Raw genomic sequence first — 22,808 nt, 5'->3', positions numbered from 1 at the left:
TCACCTGCCCAGGTGGCGGAATTGGTAGACGCACTAGCTTCAGGTGCTAGCGGGGGCAACTTCGTGGAGGTTCGAGTCCTCTTCTGGGCACCAGTTTAAAAAGACCTCCGAGCGATCGGGGGTCTTCTGGTTTCTGGGCTACGGAAAACGCCGGGCCCTGGTCGCTGCCGCGCCGCTCGCTGTTCTGAGGCCCGGTATCACGATTGACCATGGTCATCGCAATCACTTTGCGCAGCGCAACCACTCAACCGGCACGTCACCACGGGCAATCGTTCACGCGTGTGCGGCGATACATTCGCTGTCGTCATCCGCGTCGACGCCGGCAGCGCCCGCAGCACGCAAGCTGCCGGTCGTTCGATCACGGAACCGCTGTCACCCCCGCCGCGCGCAGTGCCTGTGCCCAGATCCGGTAGCCGGCCTCGCTGGGATGGGTGCCGTCGGGCATCAGGACTTCGGGCAGGCTGCCGTCGGGCTGCAGCAGCTGTGGGCCGATATCGACCAGGCGCACCGCCGGGTCACTGGCATACCGCGTGCGCAGCAAGCGGTTGGTTTCGGCAATCGGAGCACGCTGCGGATCGCCGGCAGAGCGGCCACGCGGCATGATGGCCATCAGGATGAGCTTGCTGTTGGGTAGACGACGGCGCACTTCGCCCACCACCGCTTCGACGCCTTGTGCTGCCTCGGCAGGCGTGCTGGCGCGCGATTGCGCGGTGCCGGTGAGGTTGTTGGTGCCGATATGCACAACCACCCAGCGCGGATCCAGGCCGTCGAGTTCGCCCTGGCGGATACGCCACAACACGTTCTGGGTGCGATCCCAGCCGAAGCCCAGGTTGAGCACCGGCCGCTTGCCATACAACCACTGCCACGACGCCGGCCCGCTGACGCGCGTGGCTTGCGGCGGGCCCGCCCAGAAGTGGGTGATCGAATCACCGATCATCACCACCTCCGGCTTGAGCGTACGCGCGGCAGCCAGTGCGGCATGGTGGCGTGCGTACCAGTCGTAGGAGTCCTGTTCCAGCCAATCGACCGGCAGCAGCGAGGTCGCCACGTCGCGGCCGAGCTCGGCCACCGGCTTGACCGGCGCCTCCCCCAACAGCCGCGCCAGCGTGGGTTCGATCGCCTCGGCCAGCATGCGTTGGCCCTGGGTGTCCGGATGCAGGGCACCGGCGGCAGGATGGAAGCGCGTGTCGTAGAACAGCTCGGTGCGCAGCGTGCCGGCACGTTGAAACACCGCGCTCACATCCAGGTAGGTCACACGCGGGTTGTCGCCGTAACGCACTGCCAGACCCTGGTTGACCTGGGCGTCGCGACGCGATTTTTCCGCAGAAACCCCGCTGGGCAGCACACTCAACAACAGGATGTGGGTACGCGGCAGCTTCTGTTCGAGCGCGGCAACCACCGCATCGATGCCGAGCTGAGCCTGCTCCGCGCCCTGGCCGAGATGGCCGGTGTTGTTGGTGCCGATCAGCACCAGCGCGACCTTGGGCTGCAGCCCGTCGACTTCGCCATTGGCCAGCCGCCACAGCACGTTTTCGGTGCCGTCACCGCTGAAGCCCAGATTGAGCGCGCCGCGGCTGCCGTAGAAGGTCTGCCAGGTCGGCTGGAAGTCTTCGTCCGGCGCCTTGGATTTTTCGTAGTTCTGGGTGATCGAGTCGCCGACCAGTAGCAGCTTGGTTTCCGGATGCTGCCTGACCTGCTCCAGCACCTGCGCATGCCGCTGCGCCCACCAGGGCTCCTGCAGGCGATCGGTGGGGATGATCGACGGCGGCGGCGTCTGCGCGCTCGCTGCGGGGCAGACCAGCAGCAGCCCCCAACACACCAGTGCGGGCGCGATGGCGGATAGCGAAAGGCGAGGAAACACAGCGTGCAAGGACCGGAGCATGCGCGCACCAGAGGCTGGAGAAGCCACGATTGTGATCCGCGCGCGCCGCGCACCACAAGCGTGGACACAGCCACCGCCATGTAAGGCTGCGAGTGCTTGTGATGTGTCGACGCCAGGCCACTGGCACGACACATCTCTGATCGCAGACCGCTCACGTTGGCGTAGGAGCGCGCTTGCGCGCGATGAAGCGTTATCGATAACGCTTCATCGCGCGCGAGCGCGCTCCTACCTGGCAGTGGGAAGCAATCGCCTAAATCAAGCACTGGATCGAGCGCTGCGCACCTCGGGCCAATGGAGTCGGCAACCGGCGGCGCGCTGCCGGAACCGGCCGCTCAGCGCAGGCCGGTTTCGCTGCGTGCGATCACCAGACGCTGGATCTCCGAGGTGCCTTCGTAGATTTCGGTGATCTTGGCATCGCGGAAGTAGCGCTCCAGCGGCATTTCCTTGGAATACCCCATGCCGCCGTGAATCTGCACGGCCTGGTGGGTGATCCACATCGCTGCCTCGGAGGCGGTGAGCTTGGCGACCGCCGCTTCGGTGCCGAATGACTTGCCCTGCCCCTTGAGCCAGGCCGCGCGCAGCGTCAGCAACAAGGCTGCATCCAGCTTGCACTTCATGTCGGCAATCTTGGCCTGGGTCATCTGGAAAGTGCCGATCGCCGCGCCGAAGGCCTTACGCTCCTTCGCATACGCCAGCGTGGCTTCATAGGCGGCGCGCGCGATGCCCACGGCCTGCGACGCGATCCCGATACGCCCGGCATCGAGCACGCTCATCGCGGTCTTGAAGCCCGCTCCCTCCTGGCCCAGCACCTCGTCAGGCTGCGCGACGTAGTCGGCGAACTCGATCTCGCAGGTGGCCGAGGCGCGAATGCCGAGCTTGGGCTCGGTCTTGCCGCGGTGAAAGCCGGCACGCTCGGTATCGACCATGAACGCGGTGATGCCGCGCGAGCCCTTGTCCGGTTCGGTCACCGCGAACAGCACGATGTACCTGGCCACCGGGCCGGAGGTGATCCAGCTCTTCTTACCATTGATGACGAAGCTGCCATCGGCCTGCCTGACCGCGCGGCAACGCATCGCCGAGGCATCCGAACCAGACTGCGGCTCGGTCAGCGCGAAGGCACCGATGTGCGTGCCTTCGGCAATCGCGCGCACGTACAGCTGCTTCTGCGCCTCGGTGCCGTTCTTCAGGATGCCGGTGCAGAACAGCGAATTGTTGACCGACATGATGGTGGAGTGCGCACCGTCGGCGGCGGCAATTTCGATCATCGCCAGTGCGTAGCTGATCGGGTCCATGCCGGCGCCGCCGTACTCGGCCGGTACCTCGATGCCCATCAGGCCGTTCTCACCCAGCAGTTGGATGTTTTCCAGCGGGAATTCGCCGCTGCGGTCGAACTGCTCGGCGCTGGGGGCGATCTTTTCCTGGGCGATCCGGCGGGCCACGTCCTGGATCATCAGTTGTTCTTCGGTAAAGCTGAAATCCACGTTCGACCCCTCCCGGGTATTGGCTGAGCGACCATTGTAGCCACAACCATTCGCATGCGTATGTAGTTGACCCCACACCCCGCCCGGCCGAAAATATCTCCATATCGCGATATAGAGATATTCATGGATCTGGAAGACTGGTCGGCCCGCCTGAAAGTATTCGCCGACGCTACCCGAGTCCGCCTGCTGGCCTTGCTGGAACAGGAAGAACTCACCGTGGCCGAGCTGTCGGCCATTACCCGACTGGCCCAGCCGCGCGTGTCCACCCACCTTGCCAAGCTCAAGGAAGCCGGGCTGGTGCGCGACCGCCGCGCCGGCGTGTCGGCGTACTACCGCTTCGACGAAGTGTCACTGGACCCGGCGCAACGGGCGCTGTGGCTGGCGCTGAGCACCGGCAGCGACGATCCGCTGCTGCGCCAGGACGCCGAGCGCGTGGCGGCGGTGCTGGCCAACCGCGCCGCCGACCAGAACTGGGCCGATTCGGTCGCCGGTGACATGGAGCGCCACTACTCGCCCGGCCGCACCTGGGAGGCACTGGCGCGCACCGCCCTGCCCCTGCTGGAAACCGGCGACGTGCTGGACATCGCCTCCGGCGACGGCGTACTGGCCGAACTGGTGGCCCCGCACGCCACCCGCTACATCTGCATCGACACCAGTGCCCGCGTGGTCGCCGCCGCCAGCGAACGCCTGCGCAAGCTGCGCAACGTGGAAGTGCGCGAGGGCGACATGCATGCGCTGCCGTTCCCCGATGCCAGCTTCGACCTGGTGGTGCTGATGCATGCGCTCACCTACGCCGCAAAGCCTGCGCAGGCGGTGGCCGAATCGGCGCGCGTGCTGCGCCCCGGCGGCCGCCTGCTGCTGTGCAGCCTGGCCAAGCACGAACATCGCGCCGCGGTGCATGCCTACGGCCATGTCAATCTCGGTTTTGCCGCCAAGGAACTGCGCAGGTTCGTCGAGAAGGCGGATCTGGAGGTGTCCAGCCTGGAGACGGTGACGCGCGAAAAACGTCCGCCGCATTTCGAGGTGATCTCGTTGATTGCGGTGAAGCCGGGAATCGGGATTCGGGATTCGGGATTGGTGGAAAACAAAGACACTGCGGCGAGGAGAACCGGGCCATGACGCACGCGCGAATCCCCAATCCCGAATCCCCAATCCCGTTTGCATTGCCGTGGCTGCACCCCGAGCGCGCTGCCTCGCTCACGGCCGCATTGCGCGCGCGCATCCTCATCATCGACGGCGCGATGGGCACCATGATCCAGCGCCACGACCTGCAGGAACCGGATTACCGCGGCACGCGTTTTGCCGACGGCTACGACAGCGCGCACGTGCATGGCCCGGGATGCGATCACGCGCACGCGCCGGAAGGGCATGACCTGAAAGGCAACAATGATCTCCTGCTGCTGACGCGCCCGGAGATCATTGCCGGCATTCACCGCGCCTATCTGGACGCCGGTGCCGACCTGCTGGAAACCAACACCTTCAACGCCACCTCGGTGAGCCAGGCCGACTATCACCTGGAACATCTGGTGTACGAATTGAACAAGGCCGGCGCGCAGGTGGCGCGCGCATGCTGCGATGCCGTCGAGGCGCTGACACCGCACAAGCCGCGCTTTGTCATCGGCGTGCTCGGCCCCACCAGTCGCACAGCGTCGATCAGCCCGGACGTCAACGACCCCGGGTATCGCAATACCAGCTTCGATGCGCTGCGGCAGACCTACCGCGAGGCGATCGAAGGCCTGATCGACGGCGGCGCCGACACGCTGATGGTGGAAACCATCTTCGACACGCTCAATGCCAAGGCCGCGCTGTACGCCATCGAAGAAGTCTTCGAGGCGCGCGGCGGGCGCTTGCCGGTGATGATCTCCGGCACCATCACCGACGCCTCCGGCCGCACCTTGTCCGGCCAGACGGCCGAGGCGTTCTATGCGTCGGTTGCGCATGGGCGGCCGTTGTCGGTGGGCCTGAACTGCGCGCTCGGCGCGAAGGACCTGCGCCCGCATGTGGAGACGCTGGCGCGGATTGCCGATGCCTACGTCAGCGCGCACCCCAATGCCGGCTTGCCGAATGCATTCGGCGAGTACGACGAAACGCCGGAAGAGATGGCGCACACCTTGCGCGAATTCGCGCAGGCCGGCCTGCTCAATCTGGTCGGCGGCTGCTGCGGCACCTCGCCCGATCACATCCGCGCCATCGCCGAAGCGGTGGCGGATCTGTCACCGCGGCAATTGCCTGGCGCGCAGGAGCTGGCGGCGTGATGCGGCAGGCACGCCCTCATCCGCCCTTCGGGCACCTTCTCCCGCAGGCGGGAGAAGGACACAGCATGGCGTGGCTTGGCACGGAGACACTCCAGGCGCAGCGCCCTCCCCTTCTCCCGCCTGCGGGAGAAGGTGGCGCGCAGCGCCGGATGAGGGACGCATTCCATCGCGCCCCCTCGTTTGGTCACGAACACCAACACATCCAGACTGATCGCGGCGCCAACCTCCAGCAGAGCCTTGCATGAGCACTCCCCGCTACACCCGCCTGTCCGGCCTGGAACCGCTGGTCATCACCCCGGACCTGCTGTTTATCAACGTCGGCGAGCGCACCAACGTCACCGGCAGCGCCCAGTTCCGCAAGCTGATCAAGGAAGAGCGCTATGAAGAAGCGGTGGAAGTGGCGCGCCAACAGGTGGCCAATGGTGCGCAGATCCTCGACGTCAACATGGACGAGGGCCTGATCGATTCCGAGAAGGCGATGACCCGCTTTCTCAATCTGATCATGTCCGAACCGGATATCGCGCGCATCCCGGTGATGGTCGATTCGTCCAAGTGGACGGTGATCGAAGCGGGCCTGAAATGCCTGCAAGGCAAGAGCGTGGTCAATTCGATCTCGCTCAAGGAGGGCGAAGCGGTCTTCATCGAGCAGGCACGCAAGGTGCTGCGCTATGGCGCCGCCGCGGTGGTGATGGCCTTCGATGAGGTGGGCCAGGCGGACACCTGCGCACGCAAGGTGGAAATCTGCACGCGTGCCTACAACGTGCTGACCGAGCAGGTCGGCTTCCCGCCGGAAGACATCATCTTCGACCCGAACATCTTTGCCGTCGCCACCGGCATCGAAGAACACGACAACTACGCAGTGGACTTCATCGAAGCCACCCGTGAAATCAAACGCACGTTGCCGCACTGCCATATCTCCGGCGGCGTGTCGAATGTCTCGTTCTCGTTCCGCGGTAACGAAAACGTGCGCCAGGCGATCCACTCGGTGTTCCTGTTCCATGCGATCAAGGCCGGCATGGACATGGGCATCGTCAACGCGGGCGGCATGCCGATCTACGACGATCTGGACCCTGAGCTACGCGAGCGCGTGGAGGATGTGATCCTCAACCGGCGCAAGGACGGCACCGAGCGCCTGCTGGAGATCGCCGAGCGTTACAAGGGCACCAAGGGTGCGGCGAAAGCCGAAGACCTGGCCTGGCGCGACAAGCCGGTACGCGCGCGCCTGGCGCATGCATTGGTGCACGGCATCGATGCGTACGTGGACACCGATACCGAAGAAGCGCGTCAGCAGTCCACCCGCCCGCTGGATGTGATCGAAGGCCCGCTGATGGACGGCATGAACGTGGTCGGCGACCTGTTCGGCGCAGGCAAGATGTTCCTGCCGCAGGTGGTCAAGTCCGCACGCGTGATGAAAAAGGCCGTGGCGTATCTGTTGCCCTACATCGAAGCGGAAAAACTGCGCACCGGCGATGTCGGCAGGTCCAATGGCAAGATCATCATGGCCACCGTCAAGGGCGATGTGCACGACATCGGCAAGAACATCGTCGGAGTGGTGTTGGCCTGCAACAACTTCGATGTGGTGGACCTGGGCGTGATGGTGTCGGCGCAGGTGATCCTGGATCGTGCACGCGCAGAAAATGCCGACCTGATCGGCCTGTCGGGCCTGATCACGCCGTCGCTGGAAGAGATGTCGCATGTGGCGCGCGAGATGCAGCGCCAGGGGTTCGAGATCCCGCTCTTGATCGGCGGTGCCACCACCTCGCGCGCGCATACCGCGCTGAAGATCGACCCGCACTACACCGCGCCCACCGTGTGGGTCAAAGATGCCTCGCGTGCGGTCGGCGTTGCGCAATCGCTGATCTCGCGCGACCTGCGTCAGGCGTTCGTGGCCGCCAACGACGCCGACTACGCCGAGATCCGTGCCCGCCATCGCAACCGTGGCGATGCCAAGCGACTGGTGTCGCTGGAAAAGGCGCGTGCGCAACGCTTCGATGGCGGATGGGACAGCTACGTGCCGCCCGCGCCACGCCAGCCGGGCCTGCACGTCTTCGACGACTACCCGCTGCAGGAGTTGGTCGAGCTGATCGACTGGACCCCGTTCTTCCAGGCCTGGGAGCTGGCCGGCAAGTTCCCGGCCATCCTCAGCGACGAGATCGTCGGCACCCAGGCCAGCGAGCTGTATCGCGACGCACGCCGCATGCTCAAGCAGATCGTCGACGAGAAGTGGCTGACGGCGAAGGCCGTGTTTGGGCTATGGCCGGCCAATAGCGTGGGCGATGACGTCGTCGTCCTGACCGAAGCGGCGGAATCGGGAATCGGGAGTCGGGAATCACAAAGCGATGCTCCCGCGCTCGACCATTCCCGATTCTCCATTCCCCGTTCCCTGCATTTTTTGCGCCAGCAAGTCGACAAACCCATCGACCGCCCGGATTTCTGCCTGGCCGATTTCATCGCGCCCAAGGACAGCGGTGTGCAGGACTGGATCGGTGCCTTCGCGGTCACCGCGGGCATCGGCATCGACCCGCATGTGGCCCGTTTTGAAGCCGCGCACGACGACTACAATTCGATCCTGCTCAAGGCGCTGGCCGATCGCCTGGCCGAAGCACTGGCAGAGCGCTTGCATCAGCGGGTGCGTACCGAGTTCTGGGGCTATGCGGACGACGAGAGCCTGGACAACGACGCCTTGATCGCCGAGCGCTATCGCGGCATTCGTCCTGCCCCCGGTTACCCGGCCTGCCCGGAACACAGCGAAAAACGCACGCTGTTCGACCTGCTCGATGCAGAGCAGAACACCACGATGACGCTGACCGAAAGTTTCGCGATGCTGCCTACCGCCGCGGTGTCCGGCTATTACTTCAGCCATCCCAAGAGCCAGTATTTCGTGGTCGGGCGCCTGGGCAAGGAACAGGTGGCCGACTACGCCAAGCGCAAGGGGATCACGCTGGCCTTGGCAGAACGCTGGCTGGCATCGAATCTGGATTACGACCCGGAGTAAGGGCCGCCGCAAACACCTTAGGAGCGCACCCGAGCGCGACAGGGCGTTACCAGTAAAGCCCTGTCGCGCCCGGGTGCGCTCCTACGGTGCAGCCGCCAACCTTCGACCGCGCTGCCGGATTACACCAGCATCAAGCTGCTGGCCGCAGCACGTTCAGAACCTCGTAGCACGCGCCCATGGTGTGGTAATCGGTCTTGCCGGCCGGGCTCTTCTCGTCGCTGTACTTGCGGTTGTCCGCGTCCAGGATGCGATACCACGCGCCGTAGCGGTGATCGATCATGTGTTTCCAGGCGTAGTCCCACAGCTTGTCGTACCACTGCCAGTAGCGATCCTCGCCACTGCGCTGGGCCAGTAATGCGGCAGCGGCGAGCGATTCGGCCTGCACCCAGAAGTACTTGTCGTCGTCGCAGACCTGCCCGTCCGGTGCGAAGCCGTAATACAGCCCGCCGCGTTGGGCATCCCAGGAGCGTTCCACCGCCACATCGAACAGATGTTGCGCGGTCGGCAACAACCAGTCGGCCGGCGCGTAGCGGTCCAGCAGCATCAGCAGCTTGGCCCATTCGGTCTGATGGCCTGGCTGGAAGCCCCAGGGGCGGAACAGGTGCTTGGGGTCATCGCGGTTGTAGTCCCAATCGATGTTCCACTGCGGGTCGTAGTGCTCCCATACCAGGCCATCGGCCTTGGCGGCCTGACGGCGCGTCATGTTGTCGGCCAACTGCAGCGCACGGTCGAGATAACGTTGCTCGCCACTGGCCTCATACGCGGCGATCATCGCCTCGCACATATGCATGTTGGCGTTCTGGCCGCGATACGTGGTGAAGTTGAATTGGGCGTCCGCTTCATCGCGGTATAAACCAAATTCCGGCTCCCAGAAGTGTTTCTCCAGCAGCTGCCAGGTTTCGTCCATCCACGTGCGGGCTTCGGCGATGCCGGCCTTCAGCCCGCACGAATACGCCAGCAGCACGAACGCAACGCCGTAGCAGTGGTTCATGTCGTCTTCCACCACGCCATCGCGCAGCGTCCAGGCATAACCGCCGGTCGCCGCATTGCGATGCACGTTGCGCAGGTAATCCAGGCCGTGGTGCACCGCCTCCAGGTACTCGGCGTTGCCGAACTCGCGGTAGGCCATCGCGTAATTGAAGACGAAGCGCGTGCTACTCACCAGATGCCGGTGGCCGGCGTCGTAGATGGAGCCGTCATCGCGAAAATACTGAAAAAAGCCACCGGCCGGGTCGATCGCGCGCGGGTGGTAGAACGCCATGGTGTCGGCGATGTGCTGGCGCAGGACATCGGCCGAGCGGAAATCGGGTGCGGGGGATGCGGGCAACGGGCTCATGCTTGTTCCTGGATCAGAGAATGGACGTCATCGATGCCGGGCATTGCGGCGAACGCGCCCTTGCGCGTGACCGCCAATGCGCCGACGGCGGCAGCAAACCGGATCACCTCGGTCATCGCCGAGGTATCGCCGCACAATTGCGCCAGCGTGGTGCCGCGCGCAGCCAGCTGGAACAGCAGCCCACCCACGAACGCATCGCCCGCAGCAGTGCTATCGCGCACCTGCACGGTGAACGCCGGCACCTGGCCGGAATCGGTGCGGGTCTGCCAGTGCACCGGGCCGCCACCATCGGTGACCAGCAGCCAGGTCGCGTTGCCCTGCCACAGCTTCTGCGTCACTGCACTGGCATCGCCGTCCAGCGTGCCGGCCAGATAGTCGAGTTCTTCGCGCGAGAGCTTGACCACATCGGCCAGGGCCAACGCCTCCCACAGCACCGGCGCCGGGTTCACGTCCTGCGGCCACAGCATCGGGCGCAGGTTGAGATCGAGGCTGACGATGGCGCCATCGGCGCGCGCGCGGCGCATGCCGTCCAGCGTGCACTGCGCAATCTCCGGCTCGGTCATGCTGTTGGAGCACACATGCAGCACCGCCGCCTGCGCGAAGCCATCGGCAGCAAAATGTTCGGGACGGAACAGCAGATCCGCTGCAGGCGGCCGGTAGAAACTGAAACTGCGCTCGCCCGCCTCGTCCAACGCGACGAACGCCAGCGCCGTCTTGGCCTGATCGGTGCGCACGATGCCGCCAGTGGCTACACCGGCCTGCTGCAGGCTCTGCAGCAGGAAGTCGCCGAACATGTCGCGCCCGAGCATGCCGACAAAATGGGACGCACCGCCGAGCTTGGCGACAGCGACGGCCACGTTGGCCGGTGCGCCGCCCGCATATTGCGCAAACGTGCGCGCGTCGTCGCTGCTGGCTTGTGGCAAGGCCAGCATGTCGATCAAGGCCTCGCCGAAGCAGATCACCTGGTTCTTGACAGCGCTCATGCGTGCGCCTCCGCCAATGCGCCACGCAGACGAGAGCCCCAGATACCGTAGAACACGATGTACAGGTAGCACACCAGCGGCAGCACGAACGACTCATGCAGGCCGATCCGGTCTGCGAGCAGGCCCTGCAGATACGGCACGATCGCACCGCCGACAATGGCCATGATCAACAGGCTCGACGCACGCCCGGTCAGCGGGCCGAGGCGCTCGATGCCCAGGGTGAAGATGGTCGGGAACATGATCGAGTTGAACAGGCCGATCGCCACCAGTGCGTACACCGCCAGCATGCCGCCGCTGACCATGGTGGCGCCCAGCAGCAGTGCGTTGATCGCCGCGAACGCCGACAACAGGACGCGGGGCGACAGTTTGGCCAGCAGTGCCGAGCCGATGAAACGGCCGATCATCGCCAGCGTCCAGTAGGCCGAGACGTACTTGGTCGCTTCGCGCTCGGTGAAACCGCCGATCTCCGGCAACGAGAAGTAATTGACCATCAGGCTGCCGATCGCCACTTCTGCGCCGACATAGAAAAAGATCGCCAGCACCCCGAAGCGCACATGCGGGTGGCGCAGCGCATCCAGCAGCGAATGCTTGCTTTCTTCCTTCTGCGCGCCAGCGTCGGTCAATGCCGGCAGGCGGAACAGAAACACGAAGATCGCCAGCAGGAACAGCACCACGCCCAGGCCGATGTACGGGCCCTGCACTGCCTGCGCTTCCTGCACGCGGTAGGCAAGCTGCTCGGGTTCCGGCAGCGCCTTGAGCGCATCGCTGCTCATCACCGTGTTGGACAGGATCAACCAACCGCCCAGCAGCGGCGCGATCGCGGTGCCCAGTGAATTGAGCGCCTGCGCCAGGGTCAGCCGGCTGGAGGCACTGCGCTCCGGACCCAGCAATGCGACATACGGGTTGGCCGCCACCTGCAGGATGGTGATGCCGGTCGCCAGCACGAACAGCGCGCCCAGGAAGGCGCCGTAGACACGCAACTCCGCCGCCGGCCAGAAGCCCAGTGCGCCGACCGCCGCCACTGCCAGCCCGGCCACGATGCCCTGCTTGTAGCCCAACCGGTTCACCAGCCAACCGGCCGGCAGCGACATCAGGAAATACGCACCGAAGAAGGTGAACTGCACCAGCATCGCCTGGGCGAAGTTGAGCGCGAACACCGCTTTGAGATGCGGGATCAGGATGTCGTTGAGGCAGGTGAGAAAGCCCCACATGAAGAAGATCGTAGTGACCACCGACAACGCGACGCCGTTGTTGACGGGCGCCTTGTTGCCGCTTGGCACAGTGGATTGCGTGGAAAGGGAAACCATAGGAGTTGCCTGGTCAGCGGCCGGAGGCCTTGGTGGGGGAACGGTTGGGGGAATGCTTGCGCATTACGGCACAGGCGCTGCGGTCGGCGCGCATGCACTGCTTGCACGGATCTTCAAGGCGACGGCGGCGGTGAGCCGTTGCGCCGCCAGTTCAGGGCTGCCGATACGCTGCAGCACCAGTTGCGCGGCCTGCCGGCCACGCGCGCGCGGATCGGCGGCCAGCGTGGTCAGGGCCGGGGTGAACAACGCGGCTTCGGCGATATCGTCGAAGCCGGTCACCGCAAAATCGCGGCCGGGCACACGGCCCTGCATCGCCAGCGCGGCCATCAGGCCCAGCGCCACGCTGTCGTTGTAGCAGACCGCCGCACTCATGCGCTGGCCCGCGCTGCCCAACATGCGTGCGCCACACAGCGCGGCATCCTGGCGATTGGGTGCCGACTCGACGTACTGCACGGCCAGCCCTGCATCCGTCATTGCACGCGTATAGCCGGCACGGCGCTGACGGCACGAACTGGATTCGGCATGGCCACCGAAGAACACGATGTGCCGGTGACCTTGCGCGATGAGGTGCGTGCAGGCCAGAAACGCGCCCTGCTCGTTGTCGAGCGCCAGCAGATCCCAACCGGCACCCTCCACTTCACGGTTGAACAGCACGACGTTGCGCTGGCGGCCGAGCACCTGGGTCAGAGCCTGCGCCTGGCTGCCTTCGGCTGGCGACAGGATGATTCCGGCCGGCGTGTGCTCCATCAACGAGGTCAGCACCGCCTGCTGGCGCTGCGTCGATTCACCGGTGCTGCCCAGCAGCGTCACATAGCCGGCCGCGCCCAGCGCTTCATCGACGCCTGCGGCGAACTCGGCAAAAAATGGATTGGACAGGTCGTTGATGACCAACGCGATGCTGGACGAGGTGCGCCGGCGCAGATTGGCTGCGGCGCGGTTGTACACATAGTTCTGTCGATCCAGCTCGGCCTCGACACGTGCCCGCGTGCTCGCATGCACCAAGGGGCTGCCGCGCAGTACCAGCGAGACGGTGGCACGCGACACGCCGATGGCGACCGCGATATCGCGCAACGTCACTGCGCCACGGCGCAGACGGCGCGCGTCGCCGTCCTCTTCCATTGCGGATGTAGGCGTGGCACGCGTCAAGTTGCAGACCTGGCGTTGAGAGAAATGCGCATGCCCGTAGCGTTCATTGGATCGATCCAATTAGGCCTTTTCCTTGTTCTCAATGCATGCGGCAGTGCAACAAATCGGGCGGGATAGTCCACTCAGTGCGTGCCGACTGGTCGGTCGGGGCGATCAAGCAGCGCACGGCTCCTTGCCGCAAGAGCGGCTGCCACCAACGTGGTGCCGTCTCCGCCTTGCGCCCCTCCGGTATCTAGAACTTCTTTGCCCGTGACCGCCACCCCCACCGCCACCACCAGCTCGAGAGTGCAGCCCGGCATTGCGATGCCGCCACGACCGTCCGGGCCACCACTGGCAGCCACGCAGCGCACGGCTAGCGTCGTCGGGCACCACGACGCAGACGCCCTGGCTTACCCATAGTCGTTACTGAAACGCGATCGACAAGCCAACCCCGCCCTGCCAGTCCGGGCTCTCCGAGGTCAGACCGCGCAGCACCGAGACATCCAGCTGCATCGCGTGCGGCAGTTGCCAGGCGCCGCCCGCACCCGCCACGCGCGAATGCTCGCTGCCGGTATCGAACCCGGCTTCGACGTAGCTGCTGAAATGCTCGCCGGAAAAAAACGTGTAATTGGGCGCAAAGGTCCAGGTGTGGCCCTCGTCGTCGCGCGCATAGTTGACGTACAGCGCAAACGCACGCTGCTGCGCGAGGTCCCAGGAGGCGGTGACGCCGAGTTCGCGGGCATAGCCGTCGCTGAAGGCAGGGCTGCCCGTCGGGACGCTGTAGGTGCCCAGCGCCGCCCAGTGAAAACTGTCGGAGCGCGATGGCAGGGCAACTTTCAAGCCAATATGACTGTCGCCGCCGCCGCGCACGCGTTGGCCGCCCCCGTGCTGCCAGTTGTAACTGTCACTGCCCAGTTGCAGCTCCACCTGTTGCGACAGGCCCAGACGCAGCACGGTGTCGGCGGTGTACAGCGTGGTCCGCTGGCCATCGGTGCGATCGGTGCTCGCATCCGGCAAACCCTGCTCCCAGGCGAATGCGCCGGGCTGCAACACCTCGGCGGCAAACGGGATGCCGGGCCGGTCGAACGCCGGTGGATCCTCCGCCTGCGCTGCCGCCGGCCGGCTGCTGAGGCACAACGCCAGCAGCGACCCGGCCAACAGCAGAGGTCGCCCTGCGCGCAGCTGCAACCGCTCGCTCACGAAGGAAGAGGCCGGCACCGACGGTGCATCGGCACGCGATTGCACGGGAACAGAAAACACGGACATGGGCGGCACCATCGGCAGGAAGTGAGCGACAACGCAGCAATCATCGGGATGGCTGCGTCGACCAGCAACGGCGCGCATGGTGCCGCGCCGGCCGTGACCGGTTTGTATACCGCGCCGCTCTCGCCAGCGGCGCAGCCAGCGTTGTACGCGTGGCAGGCCGCGGCGCGGCAAAACAGCACGCTGCGGCGACAGCTACAACAGACGCACTAGCCGACACGCGGTGACGTCAACGAGCAACTGCTCCGGCACTGACGATCGCCAGGCCGGCAGGCAAGCCCGATCCCGTGGGTCAGCATCCCGCCGCCCTGCCCAGTCACAACCATTGGCGAGCTCGCCCGCCAACGACAAGGGCACCCTCAGGTGCCCTTGCAAAACAGCCGCGTGATGCCGTCTTACCAGACCAGATCGTCAGGCACCTGGTACTTGGGATCGGCATAGGGATCCTCGCCCGCAGGTGCGTTCGGGTCCACCTTCAGGGCGACCGATGGCGCGAACACCGCCTCGGCTTCGGCCAGCACTTCGGCCGTCACCAGCAGATAGCGCCCGTTGAGCTGCAGCACGCCGAGCTCGCCGGCGTTGAGTGCCTTGAGCTGGTCGGCGGTGACATAGATGCGCTTGATCTTGCCGCCGTACGGAAAATGCCGGGCAATGTCGGCATCGGCGTGATTCAGTCCCTTGTCCTTGAGCAGTTCTTCCAGCTTGGCCTTGGCTTCGCGGCGCAGGCGTGCTTCTTCCTGCTTGATACGCTCGGCTTCGATGCGTTCGTCCTTCTCGCGCTGCGCCCGGATCGCATAGGCCTTGGCCAGATCGATGTCTTCGCGCGTGCGCGGCGGCCTAGGACCGCGCCGGCCTGCGTCGGCCTGCGGCGGACGTGGCGACGCCGCCGGCCGGCCGTCGTTACGACGATCGGGCCTGCCCCCGTGCTTGCGTTCGCCGCTGCCATCGGTGGCCGCGGCGGCAGACGACCGCTGAGGCCCCCTGCCCTGGCCATCCGGCCGGTGGCCGCCAGGTGCGGGCTTGCCGCCCTTGCCGTGCGGACGCGCGGCAGGCCGCGCGTCGGGTTTGCGTTCTGGCTTGGGCGCGGACTTGAAGCCCAGGCCAAGCAGCTGGTCACGTAGGGTATCGCTCATGGCGGCGGCAATCTGCAATTAATAGTGCGGAGGCGGCGGTTCATCCGCCGCATCGGCAAACAACGTGGAGCGCACCTTGCCCAGATCTTCGAGCAGGTGGCGGATCAGTTCGGCATTGCGGGCGCCGGTCAAGCGGGCGTCCGCGAGCGCTTCACTCAGTTCGTTGAGCGCCTGCTCCTGAAAGGAGAGGCGCGTTTCCAGTTCCACCAATCGCGCTTCCAGGTCCTGGTCGCGCGGCGAGAGTTGCTCATGCATGTAACGAACGGCCTCGTCCGATAGCGTAGTAAGCCAGACCAGCGGCTTCGATCTCTTGCCGGTCATACAGGTTGCGGCCGTCGAACACGACCTCGTCCTTCACTGCCTGCCTGATCTTGCCGAAGTCCGGGCTGCGGAGCTGCTTCCACCCAGTGACCAGAACCAATGCGTCGGCGCCTTCCGGTACCGCGAACGCTCCGTCGCAGAAGGTCAGGTCATCGCGCCCGCCGAAGATGCGCCTGGCTTCACGAGTGGCCTCCGGGTCGGAGGCTCGCACGGTGGCACAGGCTTCCCACGGCTGCGCCATCAGGCAATGGCTGGACGCAGCACGCATGTCATCGGTGTTGGACCAACGTCGCCGGTGCCAGAGATTGCAACGCGCATGGGGGCGGAAGTCCTGCGAAAGATCAGGGAAGGATGCCCATCAGTTCGACATCGAACGTCAAGGTTGCGTCCGGTCCGATCGGCCCACCCTGCGTCCCGTTCGGGCCATAGGCCAGGTTGGATGGAATCCAGAAACGATATTTCGAACCGACCGGCATCAACGCAACGCCCTCGGTCCAACCGGGAATGACCTGATCCAGACCGAACTCGGCCGGCTGGCCGCGCTGGTAGGAACTATCGAACACCTGGCCATTGAGCAGCTTGCCTTCGTAATTGACGCGCACCTTGTTGGTCCGCATCGGACGCTCGCCGCTGCCCTGGCGCAGCACCATGTACTGCAGGCCGGATGCGGTGGTGATCACGCCCTTTTCGGTCTTGTTCTTGGCAAGGAAGGCATTGCCCTCTTCGCGATTCTTGGCACCGGCAGCGCCCTGCTTGGCCGAGGCGAACGCCTGCATGGTGGCGGCCGCTTCCTGCTGGGTCAGGCGCGTGGTGCCCTTGGCGAACACGGTACGCACCGCTTCCATCAGGATCGACAGGTCGATCTCGTCCTTGATGCCGGCCAGCGACGGACCAACTGCACGGTCGCCGAGCATCAGGCCGACGTTTTCCTTGGACGGGGCAGCCGGCGCGGAACCCGGCGCCATGCCTGGCACCTGCTGGCCGTTACGGGCCGCCAGCGCGGTGCGCAGGGCGGTATCGGTGGCCTGGGTCTGCTCGTCGGACAACAGCGGCTTGCCACCCTTGAATGCATTTTCGATGGCGCGTTGCATGGCGCTCAGATCGATGTCCTGGGCGATCGGCTCGAACGAGCGGGCCACGTCCATACCGATGGCGTAGCTGACGTTGTCGCGCGTGCTTTTCTCAGACGATGCATTCAAAACTGGCTTCTCCTTGGTGGCCGCTGCGGCCGGTTGCTGCGACATCGCCGGCACCGAAGCCGCCATTGCCACCATCAGTAGCGACGCCGCCGCGCCGCGCTTTCCCATCTTCATTCGATGCACTTCCCGAAAGTGAAAAGACACGCCGCCGACGGCGCTGAACACGCATTGTCGCATGCGCACGCGGCGTTGCGAGAGCCGTGCTCAGCGCGAGGGCGCATTGAGCTCGCGTTCGATCGCCGCCACAACGCGCGGATCGTCCGGTTTGATCTTGCTGGGGAACTGCGCCACAACGCGCCCATCGCGACCAATCAGATACTTGTGGAAGTTCCAGCCCGGCGCCACGCCCGTCGCCTGGGTCAGCCGCTGATACAACGGCGTGGCCTCTGTGCCGAGCACATGCACCTTCTCGAACATCGGGAACTTGACGCCGTAGGTCAGCGTGCAGAATTCCTGGATCTGTTTCTCGGATCCGGGCTCCTGCCCCTGAAAATCGTTGGACGGAAAGCCCAGCACCGCAAATCCACGGCTGGCGTAGCGCTTGTTGAGCGCTTCCAGGCCTTCGTACTGCGGGGTGTAGCCGCACTTGCTGGCGGTGTTGACCACCATCACCACCTTGCCGCCGTAACTACGGTTCAGGTTGATTGGGGCCTTTCCGGCGAGCGGGCGGTAATCCAGATCCAGCAGCGCAGCGCCGACGGCCAGCGCCGAGCCCGCGAAAAATCCAGCAAATACAACCACTAACAGACGTTTCAGCAACATGGGCAAGACCTCGGCGAGGGATCGGCATCCCGAATCTGGCGGGGTGCCATCAGTTGGGTGTGACAGACGGTTGACTGCCTGCGTGTCGGTGTTATAGTTGAATACAACACCAGTCATCCAACGCAGGGGGAAAGCATGAACAGCACACGTGTCACGCGACCAGTTCCGCTGTTGCTGTTCGGCAGCACCCTGTTTGCCATTGGTTGGCTGGGAGCCGCTTCCAGTCAGGTGACGGAGTCCGGCGCCGATTATGGCGTGTCGGAAGCGGTTACGGAAAACGCGACAACTCCCCCCGAAGCACGCACCCGGCCTGGCCGGCATCCGCGTGCCTCACTGTCGATGCCCTATTTCTCCTTCGCGCAGGTTCTGCGCCCACGGAGCTGATCATGAACGACATCCAATGGAGCGACGGCGCTCCCATCTACCGCCAACTCAAGGAACGGGTCATTGCCATGATGCTCGATGGAATCCTCAAGCCGGGCGATGCCCTGCCCTCGGTGCGCCAGGTGGCGGCGGACTATCAATTGAATCCGATCACCGTCTCGCGCGCCTATCAGGAACTGGCCGACGAGAACCTGGTGGAAAAACGCCGCGGCCTGGGCATGTTCATGACCCCGGAAGCCGCACAGAAGCTGCGCGGCAGCGAACGCGAGCGTTTCTTGAATGAAGAATGGCCGGCGGTGCTGGAACGCATCCAGCGCCTGGGCCTGTCCATCGACGATCTGTTGCCACAGGGGAAAACACCATGACCGCCGTCTCCACCGACCATGTCGTCGACGCCCGCGGCCTGCGCAAGGCCTACAAACACCGCCTGGCGCTGGACAACACCAGCTTCACCATCGCCGCCGGCCGCATCGTCGGCCTGATTGGCCCCAACGGCGCCGGCAAGACCACTGCACTGAAGGCGGTACTGGGCCTGACCGACTTCGACGGCGAGCTGCGCGTGCTGGGCCTGGACCCGCGCACCCAGCGCAACGCGCTGATGAACGAGGTCTGCTTCATCGCCGACGTGGCGGTGCTGCCGCGCTGGCTGCGGGTTGGCGAGGCGATCGACTTCGTGGCCGGCGTGCATCCGCGCTTCGACCGCGCCAAGTGCGAGCGCTTCCTGGCCAACACCCAGCTCAACCGCAAATCGCGGGTGCGCGAATTGTCCAAAGGCATGATCGTGCAGTTGCACCTGGCGCTGGTGATGGCCATCGACGCGCGCATCCTGGTGCTGGACGAACCCACCCTGGGTCTGGACATCCTCTACCGCAAGCAGTTCTACCAGCGCCTGCTGGAGGATTACTTCGACGAGCAGAAGACCATCATCGTCACCACGCACCAGGTCGAGGAGATCGAACACATCCTTACCGATGTGATGTTCATCCGCGACGGCCGCATCGTGCTGACCGCCGACATGGAGGACGTGGCGCAGCGCTACACCGAAGTGCTGGTCGGTGCCGAGCACCTCGATGCCGCGCGAACACTGACGCCGATCGACGAACGCGCCCTGCCCTTCGGCAAGACGGTGATGTTGTTCGACGGCGTGCCCAAAGCGCAGCTCGCCCACTTCGGCGAGACCCGCAATCCCGGCCTGGCCGACCTGTTTGTTGCCGTCATGAAGGGGACCTACGCATGAATGCCATGACCAACCACGCATCGCCTGCCCGCACCTTCGGCTGGCTGCTCAAACGCGAATACTGGGAACACCGTGGCGGCTTCGTGTGGGCGCAACTGATCACCGGCGGCATTGCGGTGTTCTTCGCGCTGCTGGGCGCGGTGATCGGTGCGATCACCGCCCGCCGCAACATGGTCGGCGACAGCGTCAATCCGGGCGACATGGCCGACTACACCCGCACCCTGGGCCAGGTGGGCGACGGCCTGCTGCTGGGCGGGATCGGCATCGCCTCGGTGGTACTGGCCTTCGTGGTGTTCTTCTATGCGCTGGGCAGCCTGTACGACGACCGCCGCGACCGCAGCGTGCTGTTCTGGAAATCGCTGCCGGTCTCCGACGTGCAGACCGTGCTGTCCAAGGCCGCCTGGGCGCTGCTGCTGGCGCCGCTGATCGCCATTGCGATCGGCCTGGTGGTGGGGCTGGCGCTGTGGCTGATCGCCATCGGCGGCGCGTTGATCGCCGGTGCGCCCAGCCCGTGGGCCATGGCCACGCACTCGCATCCGTTCGCGCTACTGTGGTTGCTGCTCAAGACCGTGCCGATGAGCCTGCTGTGGTCGTTGCCCACCATCGGCTGGCTGATGTTCTGCTCGGCCTGGGCCTCGAGCAAGCCGTTCCTGTGGGCGGTGCTGTTCCCGCTGCTGGCCTGCGTGATGCTGAGCATCCTTGCGGCGATGCCCGGCGTGTCGCTGCCGATCGGCTGGATCTGGTACATCGTCGGCTACCGCGGCCTGCTCAGCGTGCTGCCGGGCACCTGGTCGCCGCGTGCGGTCAGCGGCAACCTGGACAGCAGCGCCATGCAGAACCCCAGCGACCTGGTGCAGTGGGCCCTGCAGCACACCGACAGCGCACGCGTCTACGGCAATGCCGACATCTGGATCGGCGCCGCCATCGGTGTGGCCCTGATCGTCGCCTCCATCTACCTGCGCCGCCGGCGCTCAGAAGCCTGAAGGACATTCCATGCGCCTGCCCCTGACCCTGGCCCTTCTGTTCGCATTGCCCGGCGCCGCGGCTGCCGAAGAGCAATGCAAGTACTCCGAGCCGCGCAGCCTGGAGCTGCAACTGGCGGGAGTGAAGACGGTGTTGTTCGAAGTCGGTTCCAACGACCTGCGTCTGGACGCCGCGCCCGGTACCGGCGGACGCCTGCAAGGCCGCGCCTGTGCGGCCAAGGCCGAGCTGCTCAAGCACCTGACCGTGACCCAGAAGCGGATCGGCGACAAGCTGGTGGTGACCCTGGCCGAAGACCGCCTGATCCGCATGTCCATCGGCGAAAACTATTCGTATCTGGACCTGCGCGGCAGCGTGCCGAACACCCTGCTGGTGCAGTTCGATGTGGGCTCCGGTGATGCCGAGATCAGCGGTGCCGCATCCGTCAGCGCCGATGTCGGTTCGGGCGATATGACCGTCCGCCGCAGCAAGGGACGCGTCACCGCCAAGGTGGGCTCCGGCGACATCGAGCTGGAGGATATCGGTGCGCTGCGTGTGTTGGCGGTGGGCTCGGGCGATCTGAAGGCAAAGCAGGTCCATGGCGCAACCGATGTCGGCACGGTCGGCTCCGGCGACGTCAAACTGCGCGATGTGGCAGGCAACGTCACCGTCGGCACCGTGGGGTCGGGCGAGATGGAGATCGAGGACGTGCGGGGAAGCGTTCGGGTCGAGGCGGTCAGCTCCGGCTCGATCCATGTGCGCAAGGTCAGTGGCGATGTCAGCCTTGCGCGCAAGGGCAGCGGCGACATCAGCGCCAGCGATGTGGGCGGCGCCATGCGCGTGCCGGCGGACAGGTAACTCTTCATTTGGGGGATAGCTTATGAAACTGCTTATTTCTGCGGTAATGGCCAGCGTGCTGCTGGTGGGCTGCGGCAAGTCCGAGCCGAAGGTGGTGGTGTCGGGCGAGAACGACAGCGGCGGCGGCGTGACCTTCAACGGCAAGAGCGTGACGCTCAAGCGCAGCGGCTTGCCGGCGGCGACCATCAGTGCCGACGGTGCGCTCAGCATCGACGGCAAGGCGGTGAACTTGAACGACGTGCAGCATCGGGCGATGCGCAATTACTACGCACAGATCCAGGGCGTTGCGGCCAAGGGCATCGATATCGGTACGCAGGGCGCGGCATTCGGCGCGCATGCCGCCGGTGAAGCGCTCAAAGGCGTGTTGAGCGGCAACACGGACCAGATCGGCGACAAGATCGAAGCCGAAGCGGAGACCTTCAAACAGAAGGCCAGGCTGATCTGCGATCAGCTGGACACGCTACGCGGCGCGCAGGATGCCGCAGCCAGTGCCGTGCCCGAATTTGGCCCCTATGCCAATCTCACCCAGAAGGATGTTGCCGACTGCCGCGATTGAGGGCGGCGTGCGGATTGAGGCAGCGGCTCGGCTCCGCGGCGGCCGCCGTCGTGCTTGCGGCCACTGCATCGGACTGGTCGGACATCGCCGCAGCCACTGGCCGGCACCCTGCGCACGGGTGAACATGCAATGGGTCAGCGGCGCACGATGATCGTGTTGCGACCGCTGGTTGGCGCACCCCTGCGACGTTTTGTCAGCTCTGCCGACCACCCGCGCCGGCACCCGCAGACCGCGGCGGGATTACACTAGTGCGCTCCCCTCGACCCACCGATCCCATGAACAAGTTCGTGATGCTCTGCATGGCGCTGTTGCTGTGCACACTCGCCGCCTGCGGCGATCAGTCGTCCCGGCGTGCCGAACGTGGCAAGCCGCGCGTCGCCATCACCACGCAGTCGGTGATGATCCGTCGCCCGCCTGCCGCCAACGCGGAGATCACCCCGGACGGCACCCTCAAGATCGACGATATCGCGCTACCGCAGAAGGAGCCGACCCGCGCCAAGCTGCAACTGCTGTTCGGGCACCTGCAGATGCTGCGCCAGCAGGCGGTCAACGACGCCGGCCCGGATCCGGAATACAAGTCGATCAAGCTGACCGCCACACCCGAGATCCAGACGCTCAGCAGCCAATTGCTGGATGAGATTCCGTCGCTGCAGCCGTATCGCGAAAGCTTTGGCAACATCCAGGCCGAGCGGCACTGAGCCGCCGGCCAAGTCCGCGCTAATCAGTAGATTGGCGCGAGACCCTGTAGGAGCGCACTGGTGCGCGATGGGG

Annotated in this window: 20 protein-coding genes, 1 tRNA gene and 2 pseudogenes; 11 read left to right on the top strand and 12 right to left on the bottom strand. The window is 65.3% G+C overall.

Translation table 11 applies throughout. The annotated features are described in order from the left end of the window. Positions 1–6: 6 nt before the first annotated feature. Positions 7–93: transfer RNA gene (locus tag ACCQ12_RS07805), tRNA-Leu, on the top strand. Between the two features lie 265 nt (positions 94–358). On the opposite strand, the gene ACCQ12_RS07800 is transcribed toward ACCQ12_RS07805, so the two are convergent. Beyond that, positions 359–1,882: a platelet-activating factor acetylhydrolase IB subunit gene (locus tag ACCQ12_RS07800; RefSeq protein ID WP_372383317.1), complete on the bottom strand. Its 1,524-nt coding sequence runs from the start codon at positions 1,880–1,882 to the stop codon at positions 359–361. A gap of 332 nt (positions 1,883–2,214) precedes the next feature. Then, a complete protein-coding gene (locus ACCQ12_RS07795; protein ID WP_184386988.1) occupies positions 2,215–3,363 on the bottom strand; it encodes an acyl-CoA dehydrogenase family protein in 1,149 nt (382 codons plus the stop codon). 123 nt (positions 3,364–3,486) lie between these two features. On the opposite strand from ACCQ12_RS07795, the gene ACCQ12_RS07790 reads away from it, so the two are divergent. The 3 genes from ACCQ12_RS07790 to metH all read left to right on the top strand — a co-directional run bounded on the left by ACCQ12_RS07790 (position 3,487) and on the right by metH (position 8,613). Next, positions 3,487–4,482, top strand: coding sequence for an ArsR/SmtB family transcription factor (locus ACCQ12_RS07790; RefSeq protein ID WP_372383316.1), 996 nt, complete (start codon positions 3,487–3,489; stop codon positions 4,480–4,482). Next, the gene (locus ACCQ12_RS07785; RefSeq protein ID WP_372383315.1) at positions 4,479–5,618 is read left to right on the top strand and encodes a homocysteine S-methyltransferase family protein; all 1,140 of its coding nucleotides are present in this window, start codon (positions 4,479–4,481) and stop codon (positions 5,616–5,618) included. The genes ACCQ12_RS07790 and ACCQ12_RS07785 overlap by 4 nt, the downstream gene beginning before the upstream one ends. Positions 5,619–5,859: 241 nt before the next feature. Continuing rightward, positions 5,860–8,613, top strand: coding sequence for a methionine synthase (gene metH, locus ACCQ12_RS07780; RefSeq protein WP_372383314.1), 2,754 nt, complete (start codon positions 5,860–5,862; stop codon positions 8,611–8,613). A gap of 130 nt (positions 8,614–8,743) precedes the next feature. On the opposite strand, the gene ACCQ12_RS07775 is transcribed toward metH, so the two are convergent. The 10 genes and pseudogenes from ACCQ12_RS07775 to ACCQ12_RS07730 all read right to left on the bottom strand — a co-directional run bounded on the left by ACCQ12_RS07775 (position 8,744) and on the right by ACCQ12_RS07730 (position 18,042). Continuing rightward, the gene (locus ACCQ12_RS07775; RefSeq protein ID WP_166743231.1) at positions 8,744–9,949 is read right to left on the bottom strand and encodes an AGE family epimerase/isomerase; all 1,206 of its coding nucleotides are present in this window, start codon (positions 9,947–9,949) and stop codon (positions 8,744–8,746) included. After that, entirely contained in the window at positions 9,946–10,932 is a 987-nt protein-coding gene (locus ACCQ12_RS07770) for a carbohydrate kinase family protein (RefSeq protein WP_166743232.1), read from the bottom strand. Before ACCQ12_RS07770 ends, ACCQ12_RS07775 begins: the two co-directional genes overlap by 4 nt. Further along, positions 10,929–12,239, bottom strand: coding sequence for an L-fucose:H+ symporter permease (fucP, locus tag ACCQ12_RS07765; RefSeq protein WP_372383313.1), 1,311 nt, complete (start codon positions 12,237–12,239; stop codon positions 10,929–10,931). Before fucP ends, ACCQ12_RS07770 begins: the two co-directional genes overlap by 4 nt. A gap of 13 nt (positions 12,240–12,252) precedes the next feature. Continuing rightward, a pseudogene (locus tag ACCQ12_RS07760) lies at positions 12,253–13,358 on the bottom strand (LacI family DNA-binding transcriptional regulator). Positions 13,359–13,787: 429 nt separating this feature from the next. Continuing rightward, positions 13,788–14,630, bottom strand: coding sequence for a transporter (locus ACCQ12_RS07755; RefSeq protein WP_372383312.1), 843 nt, complete (start codon positions 14,628–14,630; stop codon positions 13,788–13,790). Positions 14,631–15,022: 392 nt separating this feature from the next. After that, positions 15,023–15,760, bottom strand: a complete 738-nt coding sequence (locus ACCQ12_RS07750; RefSeq protein ID WP_372383311.1) for a DUF2058 domain-containing protein — start codon at positions 15,758–15,760, stop codon at positions 15,023–15,025. A gap of 18 nt (positions 15,761–15,778) precedes the next feature. Continuing rightward, positions 15,779–16,015 (bottom strand): SlyX family protein, encoded by a 237-nt coding sequence (locus ACCQ12_RS07745; protein ID WP_039403175.1) that lies wholly within the window; start codon positions 16,013–16,015, stop codon positions 15,779–15,781. Continuing rightward, positions 16,008–16,361 (bottom strand): annotated as a pseudogene (locus ACCQ12_RS07740) (UDP binding domain-containing protein); the annotation flags it as partial. The gene ACCQ12_RS07745 and the pseudogene ACCQ12_RS07740, both read right to left, overlap by 8 nt. A gap of 61 nt (positions 16,362–16,422) precedes the next feature. Further along, entirely contained in the window at positions 16,423–17,394 is a 972-nt protein-coding gene (locus ACCQ12_RS07735) for an FKBP-type peptidyl-prolyl cis-trans isomerase (RefSeq protein ID WP_039403181.1), read from the bottom strand. Positions 17,395–17,484: 90 nt separating this feature from the next. Next, a complete protein-coding gene (locus tag ACCQ12_RS07730; RefSeq protein WP_372383310.1) occupies positions 17,485–18,042 on the bottom strand; it encodes a glutathione peroxidase in 558 nt (185 codons plus the stop codon). A 135-nt stretch (positions 18,043–18,177) separates the two neighbouring features. Between ACCQ12_RS07730 and ACCQ12_RS07725 the strand changes: the two genes are divergently transcribed. From ACCQ12_RS07725 to ACCQ12_RS07695, 7 genes are all read left to right on the top strand, one after another. Then, complete coding sequence (locus ACCQ12_RS07725; protein ID WP_081422587.1) at positions 18,178–18,426, top strand: hypothetical protein; 249 nt, start codon at positions 18,178–18,180, stop codon at positions 18,424–18,426. Between the two features lie 2 nt (positions 18,427–18,428). Continuing rightward, a complete protein-coding gene (locus ACCQ12_RS07720; protein WP_003483692.1) occupies positions 18,429–18,791 on the top strand; it encodes a GntR family transcriptional regulator in 363 nt (120 codons plus the stop codon). Next, positions 18,788–19,663 (top strand): ABC transporter ATP-binding protein, encoded by an 876-nt coding sequence (locus ACCQ12_RS07715; protein ID WP_047696698.1) that lies wholly within the window; start codon positions 18,788–18,790, stop codon positions 19,661–19,663. Before ACCQ12_RS07720 ends, ACCQ12_RS07715 begins: the two co-directional genes overlap by 4 nt. Then, the gene (locus ACCQ12_RS07710; protein WP_047696700.1) at positions 19,660–20,646 is read left to right on the top strand and encodes a hypothetical protein; all 987 of its coding nucleotides are present in this window, start codon (positions 19,660–19,662) and stop codon (positions 20,644–20,646) included. The genes ACCQ12_RS07715 and ACCQ12_RS07710 overlap by 4 nt, the downstream gene beginning before the upstream one ends. A 10-nt stretch (positions 20,647–20,656) precedes the next feature. Then, positions 20,657–21,481 carry a DUF4097 family beta strand repeat-containing protein gene (locus ACCQ12_RS07705; protein ID WP_372383309.1) on the top strand — a complete coding sequence of 275 codons (825 nt, stop codon included), beginning with the start codon at positions 20,657–20,659 and terminating at the stop codon, positions 21,479–21,481. 22 nt (positions 21,482–21,503) lie between these two features. After that, positions 21,504–22,037 carry a DUF2884 family protein gene (locus tag ACCQ12_RS07700; RefSeq protein WP_372383308.1) on the top strand — a complete coding sequence of 178 codons (534 nt, stop codon included), beginning with the start codon at positions 21,504–21,506 and terminating at the stop codon, positions 22,035–22,037. A gap of 275 nt (positions 22,038–22,312) precedes the next feature. Next, positions 22,313–22,735 (top strand): hypothetical protein, encoded by a 423-nt coding sequence (locus ACCQ12_RS07695; protein WP_039403207.1) that lies wholly within the window; start codon positions 22,313–22,315, stop codon positions 22,733–22,735. The last annotated feature ends 73 nt before the right edge of the window (positions 22,736–22,808 follow it).

Source organism: Xanthomonas sp. NCPPB 1068 (assembly GCF_041479385.2).
Lineage (GTDB): Bacteria > Pseudomonadota > Gammaproteobacteria > Xanthomonadales > Xanthomonadaceae > Xanthomonas > Xanthomonas cannabis.
Note: the sequence above shows the minus strand (reverse complement) of the source record. Positions and strands in the feature narration are given on the sequence as shown.

What these genes read in the sequence shown, in the direction of transcription:
- ACCQ12_RS07720 (WP_003483692.1), top strand. Translation starts at nt 18,429, where the DNA reads ATGAACGACATCCAATGGAGCGACGGCGCTCCCATCTACCGCCAACTC.
- ACCQ12_RS07735 (WP_039403181.1), bottom strand. Translation starts at nt 17,394, where the DNA reads ATGAAGATGGGAAAGCGCGGCGCGGCGGCGTCGCTACTGATGGTGGCA.
- ACCQ12_RS07695 (WP_039403207.1), top strand. Translation starts at nt 22,313, where the DNA reads ATGAACAAGTTCGTGATGCTCTGCATGGCGCTGTTGCTGTGCACACTC.
- ACCQ12_RS07715 (WP_047696698.1), top strand. Translation starts at nt 18,788, where the DNA reads ATGACCGCCGTCTCCACCGACCATGTCGTCGACGCCCGCGGCCTGCGC.
- ACCQ12_RS07730 (WP_372383310.1), bottom strand. Translation starts at nt 18,042, where the DNA reads ATGTTGCTGAAACGTCTGTTAGTGGTTGTATTTGCTGGATTTTTCGCG.
- ACCQ12_RS07800 (WP_372383317.1), bottom strand. Translation starts at nt 1,882, where the DNA reads ATGCTCCGGTCCTTGCACGCTGTGTTTCCTCGCCTTTCGCTATCCGCC.
- ACCQ12_RS07705 (WP_372383309.1), top strand. Translation starts at nt 20,657, where the DNA reads ATGCGCCTGCCCCTGACCCTGGCCCTTCTGTTCGCATTGCCCGGCGCC.
- metH (WP_372383314.1), top strand. Translation starts at nt 5,860, where the DNA reads ATGAGCACTCCCCGCTACACCCGCCTGTCCGGCCTGGAACCGCTGGTC.
- fucP (WP_372383313.1), bottom strand. Translation starts at nt 12,239, where the DNA reads ATGGTTTCCCTTTCCACGCAATCCACTGTGCCAAGCGGCAACAAGGCG.
- ACCQ12_RS07785 (WP_372383315.1), top strand. Translation starts at nt 4,479, where the DNA reads ATGACGCACGCGCGAATCCCCAATCCCGAATCCCCAATCCCGTTTGCA.
- ACCQ12_RS07725 (WP_081422587.1), top strand. Translation starts at nt 18,178, where the DNA reads ATGAACAGCACACGTGTCACGCGACCAGTTCCGCTGTTGCTGTTCGGC.
- ACCQ12_RS07710 (WP_047696700.1), top strand. Translation starts at nt 19,660, where the DNA reads ATGAATGCCATGACCAACCACGCATCGCCTGCCCGCACCTTCGGCTGG.
- ACCQ12_RS07770 (WP_166743232.1), bottom strand. Translation starts at nt 10,932, where the DNA reads ATGAGCGCTGTCAAGAACCAGGTGATCTGCTTCGGCGAGGCCTTGATC.
- ACCQ12_RS07775 (WP_166743231.1), bottom strand. Translation starts at nt 9,949, where the DNA reads ATGAGCCCGTTGCCCGCATCCCCCGCACCCGATTTCCGCTCGGCCGAT.
- ACCQ12_RS07755 (WP_372383312.1), bottom strand. Translation starts at nt 14,630, where the DNA reads ATGTCCGTGTTTTCTGTTCCCGTGCAATCGCGTGCCGATGCACCGTCG.
- ACCQ12_RS07790 (WP_372383316.1), top strand. Translation starts at nt 3,487, where the DNA reads ATGGATCTGGAAGACTGGTCGGCCCGCCTGAAAGTATTCGCCGACGCT.
- ACCQ12_RS07750 (WP_372383311.1), bottom strand. Translation starts at nt 15,760, where the DNA reads ATGAGCGATACCCTACGTGACCAGCTGCTTGGCCTGGGCTTCAAGTCC.
- ACCQ12_RS07700 (WP_372383308.1), top strand. Translation starts at nt 21,504, where the DNA reads ATGAAACTGCTTATTTCTGCGGTAATGGCCAGCGTGCTGCTGGTGGGC.
- ACCQ12_RS07745 (WP_039403175.1), bottom strand. Translation starts at nt 16,015, where the DNA reads ATGCATGAGCAACTCTCGCCGCGCGACCAGGACCTGGAAGCGCGATTG.